The sequence below is a fragment of the Atlantibacter sp. RC6 genome, assembly GCF_014193285.1.
Classification (GTDB): domain Bacteria; phylum Pseudomonadota; class Gammaproteobacteria; order Enterobacterales; family Enterobacteriaceae; genus Atlantibacter.
In genome coordinates this window covers 512628-538831 of record NZ_JACHZE010000001.1, presented here as the reverse complement: position 1 = coordinate 538831, position 26204 = coordinate 512628, and the positions used below count along the sequence as shown (strand labels likewise).

The 26204-nt window shown below is 48.0% G+C and carries 20 protein-coding genes, 3 tRNA genes and 1 pseudogene; 21 read left to right on the top strand and 3 right to left on the bottom strand.

The window, feature by feature from the left end:
* Positions 1–6 precede the first annotated feature (6 nt).
* The 3 genes from tcyL (at position 7) to sdiA (ending at position 2367) form a co-directional block, all read left to right on the top strand.
* Positions 7–675 (top strand): cystine ABC transporter permease, encoded by a 669-nt coding sequence (gene tcyL / locus FHW74_RS02690; RefSeq protein ID WP_183169028.1) that lies wholly within the window; start codon positions 7–9, stop codon positions 673–675.
* Positions 672–1424 carry an L-cystine ABC transporter ATP-binding protein TcyN gene (gene tcyN, locus FHW74_RS02685; RefSeq protein ID WP_183169027.1) on the top strand — a complete coding sequence of 251 codons (753 nt, stop codon included), beginning with the start codon at positions 672–674 and terminating at the stop codon, positions 1422–1424. Before tcyL ends, tcyN begins: the two co-directional genes overlap by 4 nt.
* Before the next feature lie 220 nt (positions 1425–1644).
* The gene (gene sdiA, locus FHW74_RS02680) at positions 1645–2367 is read left to right on the top strand and encodes a transcriptional regulator SdiA (RefSeq protein WP_183169026.1); all 723 of its coding nucleotides are present in this window, start codon (positions 1645–1647) and stop codon (positions 2365–2367) included.
* Positions 2368–2432: 65 nt separating this feature from the next.
* On the opposite strand, the gene FHW74_RS02675 is transcribed toward sdiA, so the two are convergent.
* Positions 2433–2657, bottom strand: coding sequence for a DUF2594 family protein (locus FHW74_RS02675; protein WP_151604294.1), 225 nt, complete (start codon positions 2655–2657; stop codon positions 2433–2435).
* 478 nt (positions 2658–3135) lie between these two features.
* Between FHW74_RS02675 and uvrY the strand changes: the two genes are divergently transcribed.
* The 6 genes from uvrY to FHW74_RS02645 all read left to right on the top strand — a co-directional run bounded on the left by uvrY (position 3136) and on the right by FHW74_RS02645 (position 6678).
* A complete protein-coding gene (uvrY, locus tag FHW74_RS02670) occupies positions 3136–3792 on the top strand; it encodes a UvrY/SirA/GacA family response regulator transcription factor (protein ID WP_183169025.1) in 657 nt (218 codons plus the stop codon).
* Positions 3789–5621, top strand: coding sequence for an excinuclease ABC subunit UvrC (uvrC, locus tag FHW74_RS02665; RefSeq protein WP_183169024.1), 1833 nt, complete (start codon positions 3789–3791; stop codon positions 5619–5621). Before uvrY ends, uvrC begins: the two co-directional genes overlap by 4 nt.
* 57 nt (positions 5622–5678) lie before the next feature.
* Positions 5679–6227 carry a CDP-diacylglycerol--glycerol-3-phosphate 3-phosphatidyltransferase gene (pgsA, locus tag FHW74_RS02660; protein WP_125291875.1) on the top strand — a complete coding sequence of 183 codons (549 nt, stop codon included), beginning with the start codon at positions 5679–5681 and terminating at the stop codon, positions 6225–6227.
* 151 nt (positions 6228–6378) lie between these two features.
* Positions 6379–6454, top strand: a tRNA-Gly gene (locus FHW74_RS02655).
* 53 nt (positions 6455–6507) lie between these two features.
* Positions 6508–6581, top strand: a tRNA-Cys gene (locus tag FHW74_RS02650).
* A 10-nt stretch (positions 6582–6591) separates the two neighbouring features.
* A tRNA-Leu gene (locus FHW74_RS02645) sits at positions 6592–6678 on the top strand.
* A 100-nt stretch (positions 6679–6778) separates the two neighbouring features.
* On the opposite strand, the pseudogene FHW74_RS22805 reads toward FHW74_RS02645, so the two are convergent.
* Positions 6779–7257: pseudogene (locus FHW74_RS22805) on the bottom strand (hypothetical protein); the annotation flags it as partial.
* 265 nt (positions 7258–7522) lie between these two features.
* On the opposite strand from FHW74_RS22805, the gene FHW74_RS02640 reads away from it, so the two are divergent.
* From FHW74_RS02640 to FHW74_RS02590, 11 genes are all read left to right on the top strand, one after another.
* Positions 7523–9046, top strand: a complete 1524-nt coding sequence (locus tag FHW74_RS02640; protein ID WP_183169023.1) for a type I restriction-modification system subunit M — start codon at positions 7523–7525, stop codon at positions 9044–9046.
* A complete protein-coding gene (locus FHW74_RS02635; protein ID WP_183169022.1) occupies positions 9036–10229 on the top strand; it encodes a restriction endonuclease subunit S in 1194 nt (397 codons plus the stop codon). The genes FHW74_RS02640 and FHW74_RS02635 overlap by 11 nt, the downstream gene beginning before the upstream one ends.
* Positions 10230–10250: 21 nt before the next feature.
* Positions 10251–13535 carry a type I restriction endonuclease subunit R gene (locus FHW74_RS02630; RefSeq protein ID WP_183169021.1) on the top strand — a complete coding sequence of 1095 codons (3285 nt, stop codon included), beginning with the start codon at positions 10251–10253 and terminating at the stop codon, positions 13533–13535.
* Complete coding sequence (locus FHW74_RS02625) at positions 13532–14287, top strand: M48 family metallopeptidase (RefSeq protein WP_183169020.1); 756 nt, start codon at positions 13532–13534, stop codon at positions 14285–14287. The genes FHW74_RS02630 and FHW74_RS02625 overlap by 4 nt, the downstream gene beginning before the upstream one ends.
* A gap of 58 nt (positions 14288–14345) precedes the next feature.
* Positions 14346–16184 (top strand): DUF262 domain-containing protein, encoded by a 1839-nt coding sequence (locus FHW74_RS02620; protein ID WP_183169019.1) that lies wholly within the window; start codon positions 14346–14348, stop codon positions 16182–16184.
* A 45-nt stretch (positions 16185–16229) separates the two neighbouring features.
* Positions 16230–17411, top strand: a complete 1182-nt coding sequence (locus tag FHW74_RS02615; protein WP_183169018.1) for a restriction endonuclease — start codon at positions 16230–16232, stop codon at positions 17409–17411.
* A 17-nt stretch (positions 17412–17428) separates the two neighbouring features.
* Positions 17429–18319, top strand: coding sequence for an HNH endonuclease signature motif containing protein (locus FHW74_RS02610; RefSeq protein WP_255459842.1), 891 nt, complete (start codon positions 17429–17431; stop codon positions 18317–18319).
* 166 nt (positions 18320–18485) lie between these two features.
* Positions 18486–20573 (top strand): hypothetical protein, encoded by a 2088-nt coding sequence (locus FHW74_RS02605; protein ID WP_183169017.1) that lies wholly within the window; start codon positions 18486–18488, stop codon positions 20571–20573.
* The gene (locus FHW74_RS02600) at positions 20542–22437 is read left to right on the top strand and encodes a hypothetical protein (protein WP_183169016.1); all 1896 of its coding nucleotides are present in this window, start codon (positions 20542–20544) and stop codon (positions 22435–22437) included. The genes FHW74_RS02605 and FHW74_RS02600 overlap by 32 nt, the downstream gene beginning before the upstream one ends.
* A complete protein-coding gene (locus tag FHW74_RS02595) occupies positions 22430–23158 on the top strand; it encodes a hypothetical protein (RefSeq protein ID WP_183169015.1) in 729 nt (242 codons plus the stop codon). The genes FHW74_RS02600 and FHW74_RS02595 overlap by 8 nt, the downstream gene beginning before the upstream one ends.
* Positions 23159–23580: 422 nt before the next feature.
* A protein-coding gene (locus FHW74_RS02590) for an IS3 family transposase (protein WP_183169014.1) occupies positions 23581–24701 on the top strand; the annotation gives its coding sequence in 2 pieces (ribosomal slippage) (positions 23581–23839 and positions 23839–24701; 1122 coding nt in all).
* A 294-nt stretch (positions 24702–24995) separates the two neighbouring features.
* On the opposite strand, the gene FHW74_RS02585 is transcribed toward FHW74_RS02590, so the two are convergent.
* On the bottom strand, positions 24996–25397 hold the full coding sequence (locus tag FHW74_RS02585; protein ID WP_183169013.1) for a hypothetical protein: 402 nt from the start codon (positions 25395–25397) through the stop codon (positions 24996–24998).
* 84 nt (positions 25398–25481) lie between these two features.
* On the opposite strand from FHW74_RS02585, the gene FHW74_RS02580 reads away from it, so the two are divergent.
* Entirely contained in the window at positions 25482–26177 is a 696-nt protein-coding gene (locus tag FHW74_RS02580) for a hypothetical protein (protein ID WP_183169012.1), read from the top strand.
* Positions 26178–26204: the final 27 nt, after the last annotated feature.

The window sequence follows — 26204 nt, the reverse complement described above, 5'->3', positions numbered from 1 at the left end:
ATAATAATGCAAGAAAGTATCCAACTGATTATTGATTCTCTGCCGTTTTTGCTCAAAGGGGCGGTGTTTACCCTCCAGCTCAGCATTGGCGGGATGTTCTTTGGGCTGGTGCTGGGCTTTATTCTGGCCCTGATGCGCCTGTCGCCGATTTGGCCGATATCCTGGCTGGCACGTTTTTATATCTCGATTTTTCGCGGCACGCCGCTGATCGCCCAGTTGTTTATGATCTATTACGGTCTGCCGCAGTTCGGCATTGAACTGGACCCGATCCCGGCGGCGATGATTGGCCTGTCGCTTAATACCGCGGCCTATGCCTCGGAAACTCTGCGCGCTGCAATCTCCTCTATAGATAAAGGCCAGTGGGAAGCCGCCGCCAGTATTGGGATGACGCGCTGGCAGGCGTTGCGCCGCGCCATACTGCCCCAGGCGGCGCGGGTGGCACTGCCGCCGCTCAGCAACAGCTTTATCAGCCTGGTGAAAGACACTTCGCTGGCCGCCACCATTCAGGTGCCGGAACTGTTCCGCCAGGCGCAGCTGATTACCTCGCGCACCCTGGAGGTGTTCACCATGTACCTGGCGGCGTCGCTGATTTACTGGGTAATGGCCACGGTGCTTTCCACCTTGCAGAACTATTTCGAAAACCAGCTTAACCGTCAGGAGCGTGATCCCAAATGAGCGCGATTTCAGTCAAACAACTGGTGAAGAAATTCCATGGCCAGACGGTGCTGCACGGTATCGACCTTGAAGTAAAACCCGGCGAAGTGGTGGCGATTATCGGGCCGAGCGGCTCCGGGAAAACCACCTTGCTGCGCAGTATTAATCTGCTGGAGCAGCCCGACGCGGGCACTATTCAGGTCGGCGATATCATTATCGACGCCGCCAAATCCATGGGCCAGCAAAAGGGCCTGGTGCGCCAGTTGCGCCAGCACGTGGGTTTCGTGTTCCAGAACTTCAATCTGTTCCCGCATCGCACCGTGCTGGAGAACATTATTGAAGGGCCGGTGATCGTGAAAGGGGAGCCGAAAGAGGAAGCCTCGGCCCGCGCCCGGGAACTGCTGGCTAAAGTGGGGTTAACCGGCAAGGAGACCAGCTATCCACGGCGCTTATCCGGCGGCCAGCAGCAGCGTGTGGCTATCGCCCGCGCCCTGGCGATGCGCCCGGATGTGATTTTGTTCGATGAGCCCACCTCGGCGCTCGACCCTGAACTGGTTGGCGAGGTGCTGAGCACTATCCGCCAGCTCGCCGAAGAGAAGCGCACCATGGTGATCGTGACCCATGAAATGAGCTTTGCGCGCGATGTGGCCGACCGGGCGATCTTTATGGACCAGGGGCGTATTGTCGAGCAGGGCCCGGCTAAAACGCTGTTTGCCCATCCGCAGCAGCCGCGTACCCAGCAATTTCTTGAGAAATTCTTGATGCAGTAAGCCAAAGGGCATTATGTGCCGTTAATCCCGGGCTCGCGTCAGTGCGCGAGCCCGTAAAGTTTGGCGTCAGTGGAAACTGAGAAAAATTGCGGTCTGGGAAGTGGATTCATCTTTGCTGTGAATGTTCAGCCCCGCATTCATAGATAAGATAAAGTCTCATTTGTGGTAAGTTATTCCATCAAAATAATTAATCAATAATACCGGGGACACGTAACGCAGAATGACGGAAAGTGACTTTTTCAAATGGCGGAAAAAGGTTTTCAATCGTTTTCAGGAAACCCGAGACAGTGCAGAGGTTGAAAGCCTGCTGGCGAGCGAAACGCAAGCCATGGCGTTTGATTATTATTCTCTGTGCATAAGGCATCCCGTGCCGTTTACCCGCCCAAAACTGACCCTTTTTACCACCTATCGCGACGAATGGGCGCAGCATTACTATGCGGAAAACTATTTCGCCATCGATCCGGTGTTGAACCCCCATAATTTGCATCGCGGTTATCTGCCCTGGACCGATGAACTGTTTAGCGGCGCGCCTGATTTTTGGGATGCCGCGCGGGACTTTGGTTTGCGCAACGGCGTCACCCAGACGGCGATGGCGCCAGGACGCGCGCTGGGATTCCTCTCGGCCTCTAATTTGCGCGTTCAGGATGCCTGGCTTTCGGAAGACGAACTGGCGTTGCGGCTCCATTACCTGGCCGATCTGAGCATGATGGCGCTGCTGCGCATGAACTCCCCGGCGATGAGCGGGCTGGAGATGAAGTTCAGCAAACGCGAGCGCGAAATCCTGCAATGGACGGCGGAAGGGAAAACCTCAGCGGAAATTGCCATGATCCTGTCGATTTCTGAAAACACGGTGAACTTCCATCAGAAGAATATGCAGAAGAAATTCAATGCGCCGAATAAAACTCAGGTGGCGTGCTATGCGGTGGCGATGGGACTGATTTAACCGGAGAGAGAAGGATGGTGCAGCAAACGGACGCGGCGGTGATGACGATCACCGCCGCGTTTTGCTTACTGGCGGTAAGCCTGTTTGATCTGCTTAACGGTATTGCTGAACAGCTCCGCCTGGGCGGTATCTTCCATCTGAGCGATCTGCTTTTCCATCTTGATAATCACCCGGCCCGCATCCGCCTGGCCCATCGCCTGGAGCATAAGGGTCAGCAGGTTTTTCATGCAGGAAACTTCCAGTGCCAGTTCCTGAATATTGTCAGTAGTGGAAAAATCAGGGGTGCTCATTTCTTTACCTCAATGGAATGTTCACGCGCAAACAGGCGTGCTGTTGATCTTAAAAGCGCGGAGTATATCACAAGCCAGACGAATGTCAGGAGCGGTTATTTTTTAATCGAATCAAGGCGCAGTTTATTTAAGTAAACATCTCGTCACAATGCGACCCGCTTATCGCCTTGTTGATGCTGGTTTATTTGTTTCAACAAAGTTTTTTGAAACGTTAAATAGCGCCTTTAGGGAAATGCTTTTAAGTTTTTTTCAAAGTGTTTTAGATTTTGTGAAAGCGATAGATTTATAATGTGTTGATTTTTATTGTTTTTATCTAATTGTGCGCAAGGGTTTTGCCATAATTTCCAGAGAATTATTTCCAGAAATGCGAGCAAGAACCGCAAAGTGTTTTTTTTGCGTTTTAAAGTTGACTTAAAACCCGTTAATATATGGGAAATTATCTATCAGCAGCGTTATCCCTATTCTGGAGATGTTTCCTTTGATCAACGTTCTTCTTGTTGATGACCATGAACTGGTGCGCGCAGGGATACGACGCATTCTTGACGATATCAAGGGCATTAAAGTCGCAGGTGAAGCCTGCTGCGGCGAGGACGCCGTGAAATGGTGCCGCGCTAATCCGGTGGATGTGGTCCTGATGGACATGAACATGCCCGGCATCGGGGGCCTTGAAGCCACGCGTAAAATCGCGCGCTCAAGCTCTGATATCAAAGTCATTATGTTAACTATACACACTGAAAACCCGCTTCCCGCTAAGGTGATGCAGGCAGGTGCCGCTGGCTATCTCAGCAAAGGTGCCGCGCCGTCCGAAGTGGTGAGCGCGATTCGCTCCGTTCACGCGGGGCAACGCTATATCGCATCGGATATCGCCCAACAGATGGCGCTGAGCCAGATTGAGCCTGCAAAAGCGGAATCGCCGTTCTCCAGTTTGTCTGAACGGGAATTGCAGATTATGCTCATGATTACCAAAGGCCAGAAGGTGAACGAGATTTCCGAGCAGCTCAATCTCAGCCCGAAGACGGTAAACAGTTACCGTTACCGGATGTTCAGCAAACTGAACATCCATGGCGATGTTGAATTGACCCATCTTGCGATCCGCCATGGCCTGTGCAATGCCCAAACATTAGCCAGCCAGTGAGAGAAGTGTTCGATTCTAAATCTTTTTTAAAAACCGTTACCAACAAGCCCGGCGTCTACCGAATGTACGATGCCGGCGGGACGGTCATCTATGTCGGTAAAGCGAAAGACCTCAAAAAACGTCTTTCCAGCTATTTCCGTGTCCAGCTTTCCAGTCGCAAGACAGAAGCGCTGGTGGCGCAGATTGAAAATATCGACGTCACTGTTACCCATACCGAGACCGAAGCGCTGCTGCTGGAGCATAACTACATCAAGCTCTATCAGCCGCGCTATAACGTGCTGCTGCGCGACGATAAGTCCTATCCTTTTATCTTCCTGAGCGGCGACACCCATCCGCGGCTGGCGGTGCATCGCGGGGCCAAACATGCCAAAGGGGAATACTTCGGTCCATTCCCCAATGGCTATGCGGTGCGTGAAACCCTTGCGCTGCTGCAAAAGATCTTCCCGATCCGCCAGTGTGAAAACAGCGTCTACCGCAACCGCTCGCGACCCTGTCTGCAATATCAGATTGGTCGCTGTTTGGGGCCCTGCGTTGAAGGCCTGGTGAGCGAAGAAGAGTACGCGCAGCAGGTGGAATATGTTCGCCTGTTCCTGGCCGGTAAAGACGACCAGGTGCTCACGCAGCTGGTTACGCGGATGGAAAAAGCCAGCCAGAATCTCGAGTTTGAAGAGGCGGCGCGCATTCGTGACCAAATCCAGGCGGTACGCCGCGTCACGGAAAAACAGTTCGTCTCCAATACCGGCGACGATCTGGACGTGATTGGTGTGGCATTCGACGCGGGAATGGCCTGCGTACATGTGCTATTTATCCGTCAGGGTAAAGTGCTGGGTAGCCGCAGTTATTATCCCAAAGTCCCCGGCGGCACTGAACTGGCGGAAGTGGTGGAGACATTCGTCGGGCAATTCTACTTGCAGGGCAGCCAGATGCGTACCTTGCCCTCCGAGATTTTGCTCGACTTTAAACTCTCTGACGAAAGCGTACTGGCCGATTCGCTCTCGGAAGTGGCGGGCCGCCGTGTCAATGTGCAAACCCGTCCGCGCGGCGACCGGGCGCGTTACCTGAAGCTGGCGCGCACCAATGCCGCTACCGCGTTGGTGACGCGTCTGTCGCAGCAATCCACTATCACCCAGCGTTTAACGGCGCTGGCGGCGACCCTGAAGCTGCCTGAGATTAAGCGCATGGAGTGTTTTGACATCAGCCACACCATGGGTGAACAGACAGTGGCTTCTTGCGTGGTGTTCGACCCCAATGGCCCGCTGCGCGCTGAATATCGTCGCTACAACATCACTGGCATTACGCCCGGCGATGACTATGCGGCGATGAACCAGGTGTTGCGCCGTCGCTATGGCAAAGCCATCGAGGAGAGTAAAATTCCCGATGTGATTTTGATTGACGGCGGTAAAGGACAACTGGCCCAGGCGAAAGCGGTATTCGCTGAGCTTGACGTCCCCTGGGATAAACATCACCCGCTGCTGCTTGGCGTGGCGAAAGGCGCGGATCGTAAAGCCGGGTTGGAAACGCTGTTTTTCGAGCCGGAAGGGGAGGGGTTTTCGCTGCCGCCGGACTCACCGGCGCTGCATGTGATTCAACATATCCGCGACGAGTCACACGATCACGCGATAAGCGGCCACCGTAAAAAACGCGCCAAAGTCAAAAATACCAGTACCCTTGAAACCATCGAAGGGATTGGGCCAAAGCGCCGCCAGATGTTGCTGAAGTACATGGGTGGTTTGCAGCCGCTGTTAAATGCCAGCATCGAAGAGATCGCTAAAGTTCCAGGCATCTCACAGGCTCTTGCAGAAAAGATCTACTACTCGTTGAAACATTAGGGGCTATGTAGCAACATAGCCTTAATTTCCACTGACTACAGACAGTTACCCTGCGCCATGCGAATGAATATTCCGACTTTACTTACCCTGTTTCGTGTCGTCCTGATCCCGTTTTTCGTGCTGGCGTTTTACCTGCCGTTTAGCTGGGCCCCGTTCGCCTGTGCGTTTATCTTTTGGGTGGCGGCGGTGACCGACTGGTTCGACGGCTACCTGGCGCGCCGCTGGAACCAAAGCACCCGGTTTGGCGCGTTCCTCGATCCGGTGGCGGATAAAGTGCTGGTTGGCATCGCGATGGTGCTGGTGGTGGAGCATTATCACAGCTGGTGGATCACACTGCCTGCCGCCACCATGATTGCCCGCGAAATCATCATCTCTGCATTGCGTGAGTGGATGGCGGAGATTGGCAAACGCGCCCGCGTGGCGGTTTCCTGGATCGGCAAAGTGAAAACCACTGCACAGATGGTGGCGCTGATTGGCTTGCTGTGGCGTCCGAATATCTGGGTTGAATACGCCGGAATCGGGCTTTTCTTCGTCGCCGCGGTGCTGACGTTCTGGTCTATGTTCCAGTATTTGCACGCTGCGCGCGGCGATTTGCTTGAACCGTGATCGAATAGACGCAAAATTCAGCAAACGAATCGGTATCCCTGAAAATTTCGTTGACTCATTGCGTCAGGTAAGTAGAATGCAACGCATCGAACGGCAGCACGGTTTGCCAGATGATAGCAAAATCAAGTAATTAGATTATTACCTGATGAATGCGGGAATAGCTCAGTTGGTAGAGCACGACCTTGCCAAGGTCGGGGTCGCGAGTTCGAGTCTCGTTTCCCGCTCCAAATTTTGGTATCGGCAAGTTTGCAGGTATCAGCCTGAAAAGGCAGCAGTATTTGGCGCGTTAGCAAAGCGGTTATGTAGCGGATTGCAAATCCGTTTAGTCCGGTTCGACTCCGGAACGCGCCTCCAATTTTCCCGAGCCCGGGTGGTGAAATCGGTAGACACAAGGGATTTAAAATCCCTCGGCGTTCGCGCTGTGCGGGTTCAAGTCCCGCCCCGGGCACCACGGGAAATCAAGAATAAAATCAATGATAAGCAGTGTCGTGTAAACCACCTCCGGGTGGTTTTTTATTGTCTGAAATTCACGCCCTGTGCATATCCTGTGCTCACGGGGGGCAATGAGCTGCAATCTCCAGCCCGGCAATGCCGAATCGAACGTGTCGCCTCCAGCATAGAGAACCAGGCCGCTTTGCCTGTTTTCCGGTACTCTTCCGGTAAGGGGTGCTCTGGAATGCCTACTGAGTAATCTGTAATGCACTAGCAGCTCTCAGTGCAAAGTTGTTTAATTCGTGCAATCACCTCATCTCTGTACTGCTGGTGTCCGCGCATAGCCCTTGGATGGGCTATTCTGAAACAGATTGTATTACCTGTTTTGAACTCCCATAGCTTCCCCGGAATTCCCCGGAATGACTGAAGAAGTCTCATAGCCGTCTAGCTCAGTAAGCACCTGTTTTACGATGTAGTCTGTTCTCCGTGCTCTAGATGCAAAGATGATGAAATCAGGCTCAAGATATTTAATTTGTACCGCCATCAGTTTCAGCGAGGCTAATATGACTTCCTGCACTTCATTTTGAGGTGCTGTGATTACAAGAGCTTGAGTAGGCTATTTACCCCAACGGCAGTTTTACACCATAGCTTACATTGAGTCTATCCTGCTAATATTATTAGAATTTATAATCGTGTAAACATAATGGCATCCGTAAGTCATCTGTCGGTATCAAGTGGACAATTCCCTTCAAGATACTGCGATTCAGGTGTATCCAGGGGCGTTTCTTGAGGTATCATTTACCGCAATTTTTTACGATGCAAAGCCCTGCATCGCTAGCTTTTTCTTCAGACCAGGATGATTCATGAACGACAAAATCAGTCAGGACACGATCAACAAAGCCCTGTGGGCCGCGTGTGATACGTTCCGTGGCACCATCAGTGCTGATACCTATAAAGACTTTATCCTTACCATGCTGTTCCTCAAGTACATTTCAGATGTCTGGCAGGATCACTATGACGAATACAAAGAACAGTATGGCGATGCGCCGGAACTGATTGAAGCGATGATGGCTAACGAGCGTTTTGTGCTGCCAAAAAGTGCCAGCTTTTATGCGCTATACGCACGTCGCCATGAGCCGGGTAACGGTGAGCGTATCGATCAGGCGCTGCATGCGATCGAAGAAGCCAACGGCACCAAACTGAAAGATGCCGGGAAAAGCGTGTTCCAGGATATCTCGTTTAACACCGACCGTCTGGGTGAAGAAAAGCAAAAGAACACTATTCTGCGTCAGTTGCTGGAAGACTTCGCGGGCGAAGATCTCAACCTGAAACCAAGCCGTGTCGGTACGCTGGACGTCATTGGTAACGGCTACGAATACCTGATCAAAAACTTTGCTGCCAGCGGTGGGCAGAAAGCCGGAGAGTTCTATACCCCACCAGAAGTTTCAGACCTGATTGCTGAACTGCTCGATCCGCAACCGGGTGATACTATCTGCGATCCGGCCTGCGGTTCTGGTTCGTTGTTAATGAAGTGCGGACGTAAAATTGTCTCCGGGCATGATAGTCGTAACTATGCCTTGTTCGGTCAGGAGGCGATTGGATCTACATGGTCGTTGGCGAAAATGAACATGTTCCTTCACGGCGAAGACAACCATAAAATCGAGTGGGGCGATACCATTCGTAACCCGAAGCTGCTCGATAAAAATGGCGACCTGATGCTGTTTGATATCGTGACCGCTAACCCGCCGTTTAGTCTGGACAAGTGGGGCTATGATGAGGCCGAGAACGATAAGTTTGGTCGTTTCCGTCGCGGTGTGCCGCCGAAGACTAAAGGCGATTACGCCTTTATCTCGCATATGATAGAAACCCTTAAACCGGGAACGGGTCGTATGGGGGTAGTGGTACCACACGGCGTACTGTTCCGTGGCTCCAGCGAAGGCAAAATTCGCCAGAAACTGATTGATGAAAACCTACTCGATGCGGTGATTGGCCTGCCTGAAAAACTGTTCTACGGTACGGGTATTCCTGCTGCGATTCTGATTTTCAAAAAACAGAAAGTGGATGACAAGGTGCTGTTTATCGATGCCAGCCGCGAATTCAAGGCAGGTAAAAACCAGAACCAGCTCAGCGAAGAAAACATTGAGAAAATCGTCAAGACCTACCGTGATGGCGATAACGTCGAGAAATATGCGTATCTTGCCAGCCTGAAAGAGATTCAGGACAACGATTACAATCTCAACATCCCTCGCTATGTCGATACCTTTGAAGAAGAAGACGAGGTCGATTTGCTGGCCGTACGCGCCGAACGCGAGCAACTGAAGGCGGAACTGGCGAAGCTGGAAACGGAGATGGCGGGGTATCTGAAGGAGTTGGGTTATGATTCCTAAGGGGTGGTCATCTCAGAAACTCTCATCGGTTGCGTCGATAATCGATTGCAAACACAGGACTCCTGAGTACGTGAAATCGGGAATACCACTTGTCTCACCGGGGACGATAAAATGGGGAGCCATAGATCTGATTTCACCTGTAAAAAGAGTTACAGAAGAAGAATATCGCTCTCTGATGGATCACTGTGTTGTTGAACAAGGTGATTTGGTTATGAGTCGTAACCAGTCTGTCGGTGTTGTTAGCTATGTGGATTCCAAAAAGCCATTTGTATTAGGGCAAGACACTGTCTTAATTAAACCAATCCATGCAGATTGGCGGTTTATTTACTACACATTACAATCAGATTTAGTCCAGCGACAGATAGCAAAAAGTGCAGGTGGTTCTACCTTTTCTAGAATTAACCTTTCTGATATTAGAGCGTTAAACATAAAAACTCCTGCTATTTGTGAACAAGATAAAATATCTCAAATTCTGTCCGCCTGGGATAAGGCGATTTCGGTGACGGAAAAGCTTCTCACCAACAGTCAGTATCAGAAAAAATCCCTGATGCAGCAATTACTTACTGGGAAGAAACGCTTGCTGGATGAGAATGGGGAGAGGTTTAGTGGGGAGTGGAAGCAAGATGTTAATCTTGGCTCTATTATTAATATATCCAAAGGAGTTCAAATTAACAAAAACACTTTGTCTGAGGATGGCCAGTTTCCGGTCATCAATGGCGGCATTGCTCCTTCTGGTTTTACATCAGAATTTAATACTGATGAAAATACGATCACGATAAGCGAGGGAGGGAACTCTTGTGGATACGTTGCCTTTCAAAAGAAAAGCTTTTGGTGTGGTGGACATTGTTATGCTGTGAGGAAAACGGCCTTGGATCTAAGTTTTACGTTTCATTTACTGAAATATAATGAACTGAAGATTATGGGGTTGCGTGTAGGATCTGGTCTCCCTAACATACAGAAAAAAGCTATAGAGGCATTTACGGTCAATTTCCCTGTAACGAGTGTTGAACAACAAAAGATCGCCGCCGTCCTGTCCGCTGCCGACGCCGAAATCTCTACACTGGAGAAAAAACTCGTCTGCCTGAAAAATGAGAAAAAAGCCCTGATGCAGCAGCTACTGACCGGCAAACGTCGTGTCTCCGTGCCAGTAAAAGTGGAAGAACAAGAAGCCGTTAGTGCATAACGCGAAGAACAAGGAACGCTCATGAACCCGACGTACACGCCAAAATTCCAGGAAGAATACAGCGCCAAAATTCCTGCGCTAACTTTACTGACCAGCCTCGGCTGGACGTTTTTATCCCCGAAACAGATTATGGATTACCGGGGCTATAAACAGGATGAGGTAGTGCTGCGTCCGGTTCTGCGTGAAGAGCTGTCGAAGCGTTCCTTTATGGCGGGTGGCAAAACCTGCCAGTTATCGGAAAAGGCGCTGGATAACCTGATATCGCAGGTCTGTTCTCCGGCGCTGAATGAAGGGCTGCTGAAAGCCAATGAGCGGATGTACAACCATCTGCTCTACGGTATCGCCGTTACCGAGTTTGTCGATGGCAAAAAGGTGAACCCCACCATTGCGCTGATTGACTGGGAACATCCGGAAAATAACCAGTTCCACTTCACTGAAGAATTTACGGTATTGCGCTCAGGCGGTGTTGAAACCCGCAGACCGGATATTGTCTGTTTTGTGAATGGTATCCCATTGGCAGTCATTGAAGCGAAAAGCCCGGCAGGTCACGGTAAGAAAGGGCCAACCATTGACGAGGGGATATCACAGAGCATCCGTAACCAGCTCAACGATGAAATCCCACAACTGTTTGCCTACAGTCAGGTATTACTGTCGATTAACGGGCATGACGGGCGCTACGGTACCTGCCATACGCCAATGAAATTCTGGGCAGCATGGCGTGAAGAAGATATTACCGATGCGCAGATGTATGCTCTGCGCAACCATCCTTTATCGACTGAACAAATTCATGCGTTATTTGATCATCGTCCGTCTGCCGATCTCGACTGGTACCAACAGTTAATCGCTGCGGGTGAACTTGCTGTCAGCGGGCAGGATAAGCTGCTTATCAGCCTGCTTTCGCCGGAACGTCTGCTGGAGATGACCCGTTTCTTCACCCTGTTTGATAAAAAGACCGGGAAAATTGTCGCCCGTTATCAGCAGGTGTTCGGGATTAAAAGGCTATTGGAACGCATCAGCACCCGCAGACCGGACGGGGGCAGGGAAGGTGGTGTGATCTGGCATACCACGGGGTCCGGTAAATCGTACACCATGGTGTTCCTCAGTAAGGCGCTGATTCTTCATGACAGCCTGAAGCAGTGTCGCATTGTGGTGGTGACGGACCGTGTCGATCTTGAAGGGCAGCTCAGCGGTACTTTCGCTTCTGGTGGAGAACTGGCCGGGAAGGATGATAAGGCCAAAGCAATGGCAACCTCTGGCCAGAAACTGGCACAGCAGATTGGTTCCGGTAAAGAACGCATTATCTTCACCCTTATCCAGAAATTTAACTCAGCGACAAAACTCTCCGAATGCGTCAATACCAGCCCCGACATCATCGTTCTGATTGATGAAGGTCACCGTAGCCAGGGTGGTGAGAACCATGTACGAATGAAACTGGCCCTGCCGAATGCCGCCTTTGTGGCATTTACCGGTACGCCGTTGCTGAAAGAAGATAAGACTACCAATAAATTCGGGCCGATTGTCCACGCTTATACCATGCAGCGGGCGGTAGAAGATCAGGCCGTGACGCCTCTGCTTTATGAGGAACGTATTCCAGATCTTGAGGTAAACGACCGGGCAATAGATGCCTGGTTTGACCGTATTACCGATGGATTAAGCGAAGCGCAAAGAGCCGACCTTAAGCGTAAATACGCCCGTAAAGGTGAGGTTTACAGTGCAGATGACCGCATCCGGCTAATCGCACTCGATATCGCCACACACTTCTCGAAGAATATTGATGAGGGGCTGAAAGGCCAGCTTGCCTGCGACAGCAAAATCTCCGCCATTAAGTATAAAAAGTATCTTGATGAAGCCGGGTTATTTGAATCAGCGGTGGTGATCAGCCCGCCGGATACCCGGGAAGGTAATACCGAGGTGGATGAAAGCAAACTGCCGGAAGTGACAAAATGGTGGAAGGATAACGTTGGCACACAGGATGAGTCCGTTTATACCCGCAATATCATTAGCCGTTTCGATACCGATGATAAGCTAAAATTGTTGATCGTCGTTGACAAACTGCTCACCGGGTTTGATGAACCGAAAAATACCGTGCTGTATATCGACAAGCCGCTTAAGTCCCATAATCTTATCCAGGCGATTGCCCGGGTGAACCGGCTGCACCCACTGAAAAAGTTTGGCCTGCTGATTGATTATCGCGGCATTTTGGCTGAACTGGACACGACGATCGGTAAATATCAGGATCTCGCCTCCCGAACTCAGGGAGGATATGACATCAAGGATATTGACGGGCTGTACAGCGCCATGAGTTCTGAATACAAGCGGCTGCCGCATCTGTATAACCAGCTGTGGGCCATATTTGCTGGTGTCAAAAACAAAAATGATCCTGAGCAGTTGCGTGCGGTACTGGTGCCTAAAATGGAAGAACGTGACGGAGAGATGGTCGATATCCATCAGAAAACCCGTGATGATTTTTTCGAGGCGTTAACGGCCTTTGCCGGATGCCTGAAAGTGGCACTGCAGTCCGCCACCTTCTTCACCGACAAGAGCTTTACGGAACAAGACCGAAATCTCTATAAAGAAACCGTAAAACAGATGTCCAGCCTGCGCCAGTGGGCGATGCAGGTCAGCGGAGAGCAGGTCAATTATGACGACTACGCTGAGCAGGTGAAAAAACTACTGGATAAGCATGTCACCGGCGTTGAGGTTCGTGAACCGGATGGCGTATATGAAGTCGGTAAAATGGGGAAAAGTGAAAAGCCCGAAGAGTGGGACAGCAACAAAACCCGCAATGAAACCGACATCATTAAAACCCGCGTGACGAAGATGATTGAGCAGGAGCTGCGTGATGACCCGTATGCTCAGGAGGCCTTTTCAAAACTCCTGCGTATGGCTATCGAAGAGGCTGAAAAACTGTTCGACCATCCACTGAAACAGTACCTCTTATTCCGTGAATTTGAAGAACAGGTTGAAGCCCGTAAGCTCAGCGATATCCCGGATGCACTGGCGGTAAACAAGCATGCTCAGGCGTATTACGGTGTTTTTAAAAAAGAGCTACCGGAGGTTTTTGCGGTAAACGACGTTCAGGTGCAGGAGAAGTGGACGAAGCTGGCCTTTGAGGTGGACAGCATTATCGTCAAAGCAGTGGCAGAAAATTCCCTGAACCCTCAGGATATTGAGAAGGCCGTTAAGACAAGTTTGTTACCACTGCTGTTTACGGCCTGCCGGGAAATTGGTGCCGGAATGAATCAGGTTAACCGTATCGTGGAAACCATTATCCAGATCCTGCGCGTTGGTTTGATGAAATCATGAGTGAACAAGAATCGCCAGCAATGAAAGCGTTACGCATTGTTTATTGTGATGAGGTCATCGTCGTACAGTGTGTTCCGCGTCAGGTCGTTAAGGGCAGGGTGCTCATCAAGGTGCATCCGGACTGCCGGGTTATTGCCTCTGTACCGCCAGGAACACCGGAGCACGAAGTGCTGTCTGCGCTGAAAAAACGAGGGCGCTGGATATATCAGCAACTGCGTGATTTCAGGGAGCAACAGACACACATTGTCCCGCGTCAGTATGTCAGTGGAGAAAGCCATTACTATCTTGGTAAGCAGTATCAGTTGAAAGTGACAGAAGACGCTACTGTTCCGCAACGAGTGAAAATGTTGCGTGGGCGTCTGGAAGTTACTGTCAGACACAAATCGGCAGAAAAAGTAAAAGCGTTGCTGACCGAATGGTATCGGGAACGTGCCAGAGATGTCTTTCAACGCAGGCTTGATTCACTAATACCGCAGACCCTTTGGGTTAGTGAGCGTCCGCCGATACGTTTGCGAGCGATGCAAACGCAATGGGGAAACTGTTCTGCGAAAGGTTGTCTGACCCTGAATCCATGGCTGGTTAAGGCATCCTCAGAATGTATCGATTATGTCTTGCTACATGAGTTATGTCATGTTGCTGAGCACAACCATAGTGAGGAGTTTTACCGCTTGATGGGGCAGGTTATGCCGGGGTGGGAAAAGGTCAAGAAGCGACTGGATGGGATGGCTGGGATGTTGTTGGCTGATATGTAACTTATCAATATGAGTTCTTAAGGGTTTGGTCAGTCTCGTTAATGCAGGGAGTATAATAATGAGTAAGTTAGATAATAAAATTGAAGCACGCCATCGTAATTTGTTTGATGTTCTAAATGCGCAAAAATATACCGTTGATTACTTTCAGCGCGAGTATAGCTGGGGTGAGAAACATATTGAAGAGTTGGTTACAGACTTAACATCTGCGTTTCTCAATGAATACACCGTCGGTGATTCTCGGGAGCAGGGTGAAAACTACAATAATTATTACTTAGGACCATTTGTTGTGAGTAGTAAAGATGGGAAACGGAGTATTATTGATGGTCAGCAACGACTGACTTCATTAACTTTATTTCTAATTTACCTCCATAACCTTCAGAAAGAACTTAAATATGAAGAGAAAATAGAATCAATGATTTTCTCCGAGCTACGTGGCAGCAAATCATTCAATATAGTAGTTGAAGACAGAATTCCTTGCATGGAAGCATTGTTTAATTTTGGTAGCTATAGTTTAGTTGATGGGGATGATGAGTCAACCCATAACATGGTGGAGAGATATCAGAATATCACAGATGCTTTTCCTGATGAGTTAAAAGGTCAGGCTTTTCCTTTTTTTATCGACTGGCTTAAGTATAACGTTATTATGGTTGAGATAGTTGCCTATTCAGATGAAAACGCATATACCATCTTTGAGACTATGAATGACCGAGGATTGAATCTTACTCCGTCCGAAATGCTTAAAGGTTTTTTACTTTCACGTTTTCATCAGGGAGATAAACGCCAAAAGGCAAATGAACTCTGGAAAAAAGCGATGATGGATTTAAAAAACTATGACAAAGATGAAGACCAACGTTTTTTCCAGTCATGGTTGCGAGCTCAATATGCTGATACAATACGCCCGGGTAAAGCTGGTTCAAAAAATGAAGACTTTGAAAAAATAGGTACGCGTTTTCATAGCTGGGTTAGAGATAATCTTCAGGCGGTGGGATTGGACCCAGATAATGGTGAGACATTCGAACGATTTATACAAAAAAACTTTTTGTTTTATTTGAATGCCTATACACAAATACTGAAGGCTGAGAGAGCATTAACGCACCAACTGGAATATGTATTTTATATCCACCATTGGGGTATTGCACCTACTTTAAGTTTCCCTTTGATGTTGGCTCCATTAAATGTAGGTGACAGTCCTGAGGCTGTGATAGCCAAAATAAACCTGGTGGCGCGCTATATTGAAACATTTGTTGTTCGTCGTTCTGTTAATTTCCGAAAATTCTCTGCCAGTTCTATTCGTTACACAATGTACAGTCTTGTTAAAGAAATTCGTGGTAAAAGTATTGAAGAATTAAAAGATTTGTTATCTAAGAAGTTATCCGAAATGCCAGATACTTTTGCAGGAATGGAAGAGTTTCGTCTCCATGGTCAAAACTATCGTTTTGTGAAGTTTTTGCTTTCTCGTATAACTGCGTGGGTTGAGCAGCAAGCCGGAATGAGTACAACCTTCATTACATATTATCAGCCAGAACACGGTAAGCCATTTGAAGTCGAGCATATTTGGGCCGATAAATATGAACGTTACTCTGATGAGTTTGAACAAGAGCACGAATTTAACAATTACAGAAATCGCTTAGGTGATTTGGTTTTATTACCTAGAGGCTCAAACCAGTCATATGGTGATTTGTGTTACGATCAAAAGCAACCTCATTACATCAAAGAGAATCTCCTGGCTAAATCGTTATGCCCATTGGCATATATGAATAACCCTAATTTCAATCAGTTGAGAAATGTATTCGGATTGCCTTTCAAACCACATGATTCATTTAAAAAACAAGATGTCGATGAACGACAGTCTTTGTATAAAATAATTTGTGAGAATATTTGGGCTGATAATTTATAGCAAAGTTATAATGTTTATTAATCTGTAATGGTATGGAGGGTTGTCATGATTTATCAGTGTGATACTTGCAGTAGAACGACTTTTGAGGTTAATTGTCCATGGTGTAGAGGAGTTTCTCCTGTAAAAACGTCTGCATGGGGTTCATCACCATCGACCGTGCTAACACCAGAAATACAACGAATGACACCTCTGAATCCGTCGTTTTATCCGGAGTTTCAGTATCAATCAAAAGGCGTACTGAAAGATCTATTTGGAAAAAAGAAAGAACAAACTCAGCTTAATCAATTGCTTGAAAATGTTCTCGAAAAATACTCCAGTTTAAAAGATCCATATTTTACTAACTTCATTTACACTTCCAGATTCTCTCATAATAATAAATCGGAAGCAGATTTTTCAACAGATAATGGTACATACTCTGAATTACAACTTTTCCGAGAGGTGTTGGTCAGAAAAGGGTTCAATGAGCTTGAGGAATTACCTGAACTATTAGATAAATTACTCCTTACCACGTCATTTAACGCTCTTTATTATGGTTTCGCTAAGGAAGTTAAACGGCATATTAAATCTACACTTACTGAATCCTTGAAGTCATGGATTGAGGAAGCGGGTACTACTTTTCGGGCGGACCTTTCGTTATTTCTATTTTATCTGTGGAGCAACAAAATAGTGTTCCCATCCGTAGAATTTAATGAAAAAGCCGTTGCCACGCCGGGTGTACCTTTAGTTTCATTCGATGAAGTTAAAAAATACTTGGCTGTGTGTGAAAGTATTTATTTTGATATTCTGGTGGATAGATTAGCTACACGGCTCGAACATTTTAACCCTAACAAATTCGTCACCATGTACTTAGTTGACGCAATGAACGGTTTCCAGTTTGAAGATTTCCTTGTGGAAGTGTTCCAGACTATGGGATATGACGTTAAAGAAACCAAGAGAACACAAGATCAGGGTGCAGATCTCTTCGTCACTCGATTTGGTAAGGATATGGTTATTCAGGCGAAAAATTATTCTGGTTCTGTAGGTAACTCAGCGGTGCAGCAGGTGATCTCTGCTAAAACGTTCTATGGTTGTGATGAGGCAATGGTTGTGACTAATTCCTATTTTACTCGTTCAGCAAAAGAACTAGCTGAATCAGCCATGGTACGACTGATCGACAGAGATGAACTGCAAAAGTATCTGGATGATTATAATCAGAAGATAATTGAAGATTTTCAGTCAAACTCGTAACTTTGTAATGTGTTCAATTGAAACTGACTTGGCTTGGTGTAACTCTGATGAATTTGACGAAAAGAAAACCGGTAGCCCGGAAATACCTCCCAGTAATCCATGAGCTTTCAGACTTGGGCTTGCCAGGAGAAATTTTATCAATTCGTACTGCAGGTAAGAAGGGAACCTTGTTACCTGATCTGACAGTCGGGTTAGGTAAAGCCAAGCGAGTCAAAACTGGCGATTGGGACATCGCAGATACAAGAACGTTTGACTATGTTGTTTTGCGCGTTGAGCGACCCGATAGTTATCATGATGTCTACACTGGCCATTTTGTTCGACTCCATCGGTCAGAAAGAAGCGGCGGACAAATCGTCGAAATGAGTAATCCCAGGTTGGTGGGCATGACAAAATCCATTTCAAAAGTTTTTAATGGTGGAAAGATCAGTGGTAGAGGGACCGCGTATGTCTCAATCTCTCCAGGTATGAGCAACACAGTTATTTTTCCTACTCGCGTGTATAAAGAAGGGCAGGAATGCAATACAACTTACAGTCCCGACCAGTCACCCTTTTCACAAGATGTCAGAAAGAATTGTTTTGACCGCTGTGTCGTTACCGGAGTCCAATCGCGTTGGAGGACTGAGGCGGCTCACATAATGCCGCGACACGAAGAAGGTATTCCAGACGTTACGAACGGTCTTCTATTACGTAGGGATATCCACACCTTATTTGACCACAACCATTGTGCGATTGATCCTCACAATATGAAAGTTTACTTCAGTCCTCAGGTCTGCTCGATGGATGAAGACCTCTTAGAGTGGCATGGGAGCACTATCATAGCAACGCGTATGCAGACACACATTAATATTGAGTATCTGCGTCCGCGATGGAGCAAGTTCATTGAAATTCATGGAAAAATGATGGCCTAAAGTGACGTGCATAGATGTATGGCAGGTTCATGGCGCATATAATCACGAAAGCCTGCATTTGGCATTGAATGGATGATCCGACCATTGAGAACGCTGCCTTAAGTATATTGAATGAAAACGGAAGCATGTTGCGACACTGCGTACCGACGATCAAAAAGGACTTAACATGTCAATTAACATCAATACTTTGAAGAATCTACGTACTGGATTACTTACTGCACTGGAACTCTCCATTAAGCATGGTGAAGCAGCAGAAAATGTCGATCACATTACCGATGTTTTGCGTCAGGTGGAGCTGACGACACTTTTGCAGAAAGAAGCAATTTATGCTATCGCCGGTATGCAAGGGGCTGGTAAAACAACCTTGGCGAAAACGATCCTCGGTATTAATGATGAATGGTTAGACGCCAATCCGGGTCGTGGCGAGCAGGTGCCGCTTTTTATCGAACAGGTGGATGGTGACCCCGCCTACTTTCCGCAGGTAGTCTATCAATGTCTCAACCTTAAAACTGGCGAAATTCAGCAGCAAAAAGGCGAGGGCGGGGAGCAACTTCAAAACCTCCTTCGTGACTGGAACAGTGTTCGTCGCTATGAAAAAGCAGGCTTTAAACTGCTCTACCCCAAACTGCTGATCAGCAAGAAAAGCTCGTTCATTGATGAACAGGTGACCTGGGCGCTGTTGCCGGGCTATGAGTTGACCACCAGCAAAAACTATCTCTGGCAGGATATGATGCGCCACGTGTTGGTTAACGCCCGTGGCGTCATGTTCGTTACCGATGCCTCGTTGTTAGCGAACGACAGCAAATCTGGTGTGTTGCAAGATTTGCGAGATAACTTCAGTGACCGAGGCCCTGTGGTGGTCATCAGCAAAACTGAGATGCTCGGTTTACAGGAGATCGAACAGCTCAAGACCAGTGCTGCTGAACGTGTATTCCCAAATGTTGGAATGAAAAAAGAGGATATCGTAGCGACAGGCTCCGGCAATAGCGATATTTGGATTGATGCATTGCGCCAGACGGTGACCAATAAGCTCACTAGCAGCGCGGCGTCTGAAGCAATTGCTTTGGATAATTTTATGGGGCTTATTCGCGAAGATGTATCCGAAATTATTAATGATTTGAGAATATTGGCGGATAAACAGCAGCATCATGAATCCATGGTAGAAGAGATCCTTGAGGCCTTTGATGAATCAGCCGCTAACCATGAGCAAAAATTACGCGCAGCGATAAAAAAGCAGACCCGTCAGCACTTTACTGATGCACTTCTGCATTGTGAAGAAAACTATAAAAGCGAAGAGGTTGGTTTTCAAAACAATCTCAAAATTTTTGCGCGGCGTCTGTCGTTGCGTGGCGTAGAAGTGGATGACGAGCGCAGTCGACGCATTCTTGATGCTTGGAATAAACAATACGAAAACGTCAGCATCCACGAGCATAACTTCAAGGCACTGACATCTACAAATACACGGGTGCTTCGTGCTCAGGGGCTCTTGCCTACTGTTGAAAATCAGCAGTTACTACCGGCAACAGCACCCGGGAGAATGGGATATCTGGTTCAGGATAAGCAGACGGAGTACTCGATGACAGATCCTGAGCTGATGACGGGACTGTATACACTGCTCAAAAAACCGAGCAAAGAGCATCAAGTTCCTCTGCCTAAAAAACTCACCGCAGCTCTGGATATTTTGCCTGCCTTAATGCTGGAAAATGCACGTTCCAGGCTTGCAATGCAGCTCGATCCTGCTTGTACTACCCAACTGGCAGAAGAGATCCAACCTAAGCAAATATTTGATGCTCTCTTTTCCAGCAGTGAACAGTACCATCCAATTAAAACAGCTATGATGGCGTTTTTGGGGGCTGATGCTGCAGATGGAACGGTGGATGGTAAGAGCGCACCAAATAACGAAGGGGGATTGACTCCGCTGGCGTTAGTAGGTAAAGCGGCGTTGGTAGCCAGTGTGGCATATGGTATTTACCAAATAACGGGCGTGATTCGCGACAGTGATAAAGCGCAGATCTATTACATTCGTCGTGCGATGGAGGAACTGGCATTCCATAACGAACAAACAGTGATCGGCAACTATCAGGAGATGATTGCCGAACTGAGAGAGCATATTGCGTATAACCTGAAGCAGATTTTTGGCGAAACGGATGCCCTGGCAAATCGAAGTGCGTTGATACTCGCGATTAACAAGCTAACTGCGGCACAAAAGGAAGCAAAACTGTATGAAACTCACTTCCGAAAAATCTTGGGTTGATCTTAGCCGGGAACGTTACTTGTGGGCAGAAGAGAGTTTTGTCGCCTTTCTAAAGAAATTTGACGAGCAACGACTAATCCAGGCGACGGACAATGCCAGCAGGCAGATTTCAGTGATCCTTTACGGTCCGGCTCAGGTTGGTAAAACCTCACTGATCTTGACCTTGCTGGGCATTCGTGATGACTGCTTCACCGAACTAAATATTTTGCTACGTGGCGAGCAGGATCTGGGCACGATGTCCACAGCGCGCACTTATCGCTATCGTATGTCGAAAAACGACTTCTGGTACTTTAGTCACCGCGAAAACGGTACAGCCTGGTTTAACGACGAGGAGGCGAAGGCCATTTTTGCCGGTTTTCGCCAGGAGGTTGAGCAGGGTGTGCGAGAATTCGATAGCGTGGATGTATTCCTGCCCCGACGCTTTTTTGATTTGCAGCAACAGAGCAGTGCTCAGCTGTTGATCCGTGATTTACCAGGCACTCATTCAACCAACGCCAATGAGCAGTACTATGTCAACATGCTTGCCAGCCGTTATCTTGCCTCTGCCGATGTGGTGCTGCTGACCGGCAAGGCAGATGCGTTGGCCTTCCTAAAACCAGAAGAGTTGGACAATGACCTGCTGAAGGACTGGCACTGGCAACGCCACCGCTACAAGATTGTCCTGACCCGGGCTTATTCTGATGCAACACTTCAGCGTCTTATCAAGCAGAAACGGTTTGATAAAAAGGCAATGCGGACGTTCTTGCTTGAACAAATCAATACCATGGAGCTGGGCTTGCCTGAAAGTATCAGTGAACTGATCTACCCCGTAGAGTGCGGCCACACTTGGCTGGCAATCAATGCCGGAGATGACGAGTTCGCCTGCCAGTGCCGAGATTTGCGGCGAGACGTGTTGCAAGAGTTACTCGACTCTCTGCACCAGGCGTCGAACCCGCTTTCACGCTTGCGCACGGGCTACGCGTTGCCGCATATCATTGAACAGCAAATGGCCGTCGAAAAGGGGCATTACGAAACAGAAAAAACGTTGCTGCGAAAACAGCTCTTACGGTTGGAAGAGCATGTTGACATGTACCAGGAACGTGTGAGCTGTAATAGAGATAAACACCAGAAATTACTAGAGAAGCAGCAAGCGTTATTACAAAAACGTGATGATGCATCGCGTAAAGATTTTGGTGAGCATTCGAACGTACCTCAGCTAATCGCGCAATTAACGACATGCAAATCTCCATCTCTAGATTTACTTAAGTCGAAGATTCGTGAATGTGGTGAAACCTATACCCAATGCTGGAATGACCTGCTGGAAGCTTTCCAGCTTCCTCCTGAAAGGGTGCCGGAGATGGCCTATCTAGAGCGGGTCATAACCAGACTGAATGGCTACTGGTTTGAAACCTATTTTCGCGAGAAAACTCGCAGGGAAGATCAGGATGAGATCAAAGGGGCGTGCCTCAAAGACGCCAACGTCTTAACGGATCTTTTCCACAAACGCATCAAGTTTAAGTTCGATACCGAAGAATGTGCCCTGAATAAAAACATTGTCAAAAATGAGCGCACAACACGGCGACTGGAGCGTATCGTTGCTCAGTTATTGAAAAAAAAAGAGCTCACACATCTGCGGATCGTCCGGATTAAGCAGGAGTTCAACGAGTCGTTAACTCGTTATTCCCAGCGGCTTCACGAGAGTAAAAACTTTCTGAATGTCATTCTTTCGGCGAAAAATACCCGGGCGCATGAAATCGAGGTCAACGTTAAAAACCCAGACATCAGCCGCAGCGAGCGCCTCGGCTGGTTGCTGATGTATAAAGCGTTGAACAACGATTTTGACTACGTAAAATCCTTAGCCGAGGAGAGCAGTAAAATTGAATAAAAACCTTGTTGTAGCGGAAACGGCCAACGATGAACAGTTACTGGACCAACTGGTGCAGGATCTGTTTTTGGAGCATTTGCGACGCGAGCTAGTCGGGCAAAAGAAGAGTATTGACGACAGTAATGACAAACTCTTTAATCTCGACCGAAAACTCGTCGCTGAATTTAAAAAACTGACCGGACCGCTTGAGACGATATCCGATACGCTCGGTGAGCAGACACGCGAACTGAACGATGCCAAAGATGAAGCTCAAAGACATTTTCTGACTTTATTGAACCGTCTGGCGCAGAACAAGGCGGACACTACCGCTCTGCATGACATGTTCCAGCAACAGAATAGTAAGCATCATCAAGAACAGGTCGAACAACTACAACGCATCCATGAACAATTGCCCCAACAGAGCGCTAGACTTCAGGAGCAAAACGTAACATTGACGTCCCTTACGGTACAGCAAGTGGCGTTAAGCCATCAGCAGGTAGCTCTTCAGGAAAAACTGTTCTCCGCTACTCTTGCCGAGATGCAGGCGCAAAACGTGATGCTGGAGTCGCTCGCGGAACAGAATAAATCCCTGCATCAACAAATATTCACCTTAGAGGATAAACAACGTGCAGAGCTACAGACAAACCGCCGTTGGGGCAAGCTGGCCACTGGATTCACGCTGGTGAATACACTCATTCTGGTGGGCATGACCACCCTGTTTTTCATTCAGCATGGCACCTGACTGGGGATGATAGCTCTTTTAACGTCACAGCCCGTTTAAGTAATTTGCGTATAACTATGCGCATTCAGAGTGGACAAATGCTAGTTGATACGCTGCTGGCAGCTGCATGTCAGCTGTGCGCTATGTTGGGTTTACACACTTGGCCACTCACTGTTAGCGTTGCATTCAGCAAATTGATAATACTTTAGGCACGAACTCATATCTGTGACGTTTCTGTGCTCAAAGCTATCCATGACTAACTATTTTTTGCTAACTACTGCAAAGATGGATAGTCAATCTCCGCATAGTGTTGTAATGAGTTGCTATGTAACACATTGATCCTGCGTAGAATTTAAAATCCCTCGGCGTTCGTGACCTGCTCCCCGTTGATTAATACACCGCGATGTTAGTAATGTCTTCATAAGCCACATGAGGACATCCCCATGAAGAAGCGTTTTTCCGAAGAACAGATCATCAGTATTCTCCGAGAGGCCGAAGCCGGGGTTTCTGCCCGTGAGCTTTGCCGTAAGCACGCCATTTCCGACGCCACCTTTTACACCTGGCGTAAGAAGTATGGCGGTATGGAGGTGCCCGAGGTTAAGCGCCTGAAGTCGCTTGAGGAAGAGAACGCCAGACTCAAGAAGCTGCTTGCCGAAGCCATGCTGGATAAGGAGGCACTTCAGGTGGCTCTGGGGCGAAAGTACTGACGACAGACCAGAAGCGGGAAGCCGTTGAATTTATGTGTAATGCGACCGGTCTGTCGCAACGTCGTGCCTGCAGGCTTACAGGTTTGTCCCTGTCGACCTGCAGCTATGAGGCTCAGCGTCCGGCGGCTGATGCGCATTTATCAGGGCGCATCACTGAGCTGGCACTGGAGCGCAGGCGTTTTGGCTACCGACGCATCTGGCAGTTACTGCGCCGTGAAGGCCTTCATGTTAATCACAAGCGCGTGTACCGCCTTTACCACCTTAACGGGCTGGGCGTAAAACGCAGACGACGTCGTAAAGGGCTGGCAACAGAACGTCTGCCGCTGCTCCGCCCGGAGGCGCCCAACCTGACCTGGTCGATGGATTTTGTCATGGACGCGCTGGCCACCGGTCGCAGGATCAAGTGCCTGACCTGCGTGGACGACTTCACGAAGGAGTGTCTGACAATTACCGCCGCATTCGGGATTTCAGGTGTGCAGGTCACGCGAATTCTGGACAGCATTGCACTGTTTCGCGGCTATCCGGCGACGATAAGAACGGACCAGGGGCCGGAGTTTACCTGCAGAGCACTTGACCAGTGGGCTTATGAGCATGGGGTGGAGCTGCGGCTTATCCAACCGGGCAAGCCAACACAGAACGGATTTATTGAAAGTTTTAACGGACGATTCAGGGATGAGTGTCTCAATGAGCACTGGTTCAGCGATATCGTTCACGCCAGGAAAAAGATTAATGACTGGCGGCAGGATTATAACGAGTGTCGTCCACATTCATCGCTGAACTACCAGACTCCGGCTGAATTTGCAGCGGACTGGCGAAACGGGAAATATGAAGAAAAACCAACCGACATTACTAACTGAAGGTTGTATCTAATCCTGGGGGCAGGTCATTCGCGCTGTGCGGGTTCAAGTCCCGCCCCGGGCACCACGGGAAATCAAGAATAAAATCAATGATAAGCAGTGTCGTGTAAACCACCTCCGGGTGGTTTTTTATTGCCTGAAATTTGTATCCTGAACATATTTCTGCACTTCAGAGAGATTCTTAAATTTACTCTCCCGCTGGGTTAAACACATTTTCATAGCGCAACCCGGCAAAAAATATACTGCAGCTAGCCATTTAGCTTATAAGTACCCCCTATGGCCTTACGGCATCTGTTAAGGTGTTATCCCTTCGATAAGTAAGCCTGCCTCTCTGAGAGCAAGCACAACATTCATTTGCTGATTATGATTAGCTGGAGGGTTAGTGAGACCAGAAATGCTCAAGGTCCACAATTGATGAGGAGTATAATCCGCTTCAGGATTATTGAGTAAAAGCTGGGCTGCCCGGATTGCGTAATCTTTATTGGGTCCTTTTAATGCGCGAGAAGAAAGATAATCTCCGGGCTGTATATCTTTCACCCATCCAAATTGACACAAGCCCAGAAATGCTGATTTAGGACAGCCTTTTTCTTTTCCTGCAACAGCATGTTGCCACGCTTCGGTTGGAGAGAATTGCTGTCTGATAAGTTTAACTGCATTAAGGGTGATAATGCCGTAGCCGCTTTGGCTAATGTTCATGTTTGCCATGCCGTTGAATCGATATAGAGAATTTATGATGATATCATTTAATGGTAAGTTATGGGTTTTCGAGAGTGATTAAAAATGATCGAACAGCACGTATTTGGTCAACGTAAAGCTTTATGGGATGATTTCTGTCGCAGCCAGCAAGTAATTGAAAATAGCACACACCTCTTTGACACAGACCACGAATCATATGTACGCGTCCGACAGTTTGGTAAGGCGTCGTCAAGAAAAATTCTCTCGCGAAGTGCGTCGATGGAAGCAAGGGTTATATCACAGACAAACATTCTGATAGAAGATATTGAGCACGAATGTAACCAATTTGATGGCCTTATCTATATGATGTTTCAACGACAAGGCAATGATGTCATTCCGCTTTATATAGGCAAAGCGGAATCGAAAGGGCGTAGCAATCCTGTATCTGCCAACATTACAAATGTGGCCCGGGTTAAAGACAAATTTGCCCGGTGGGGGGACAACTACCAATACCATATTGGGGATCTGAGTGCTTCAGTTTTGCCGGGGCATGATGCCAGGTACGTTACAATAAAGTATCAGTATTGGGCAAAACATTTATTTATTACCTATCCAACTGAACGACCGCAATTAAAGCAAGATATCTGGTTCTGGTGTAAAGCATGGAACAAAAATGAAGCAGGTATTTGGCCTGAGTTTGGTCCGATAAGGTTATCGTTTCTGGAGTATCTTATGATTGGTGTGGCAAGCTCACTCTTTCCAGAAACGTTACTTAACCGTGAAGGGCATAGTCGTGGTTGATTAGCTATCTATTTTCAAAAGGCAAAC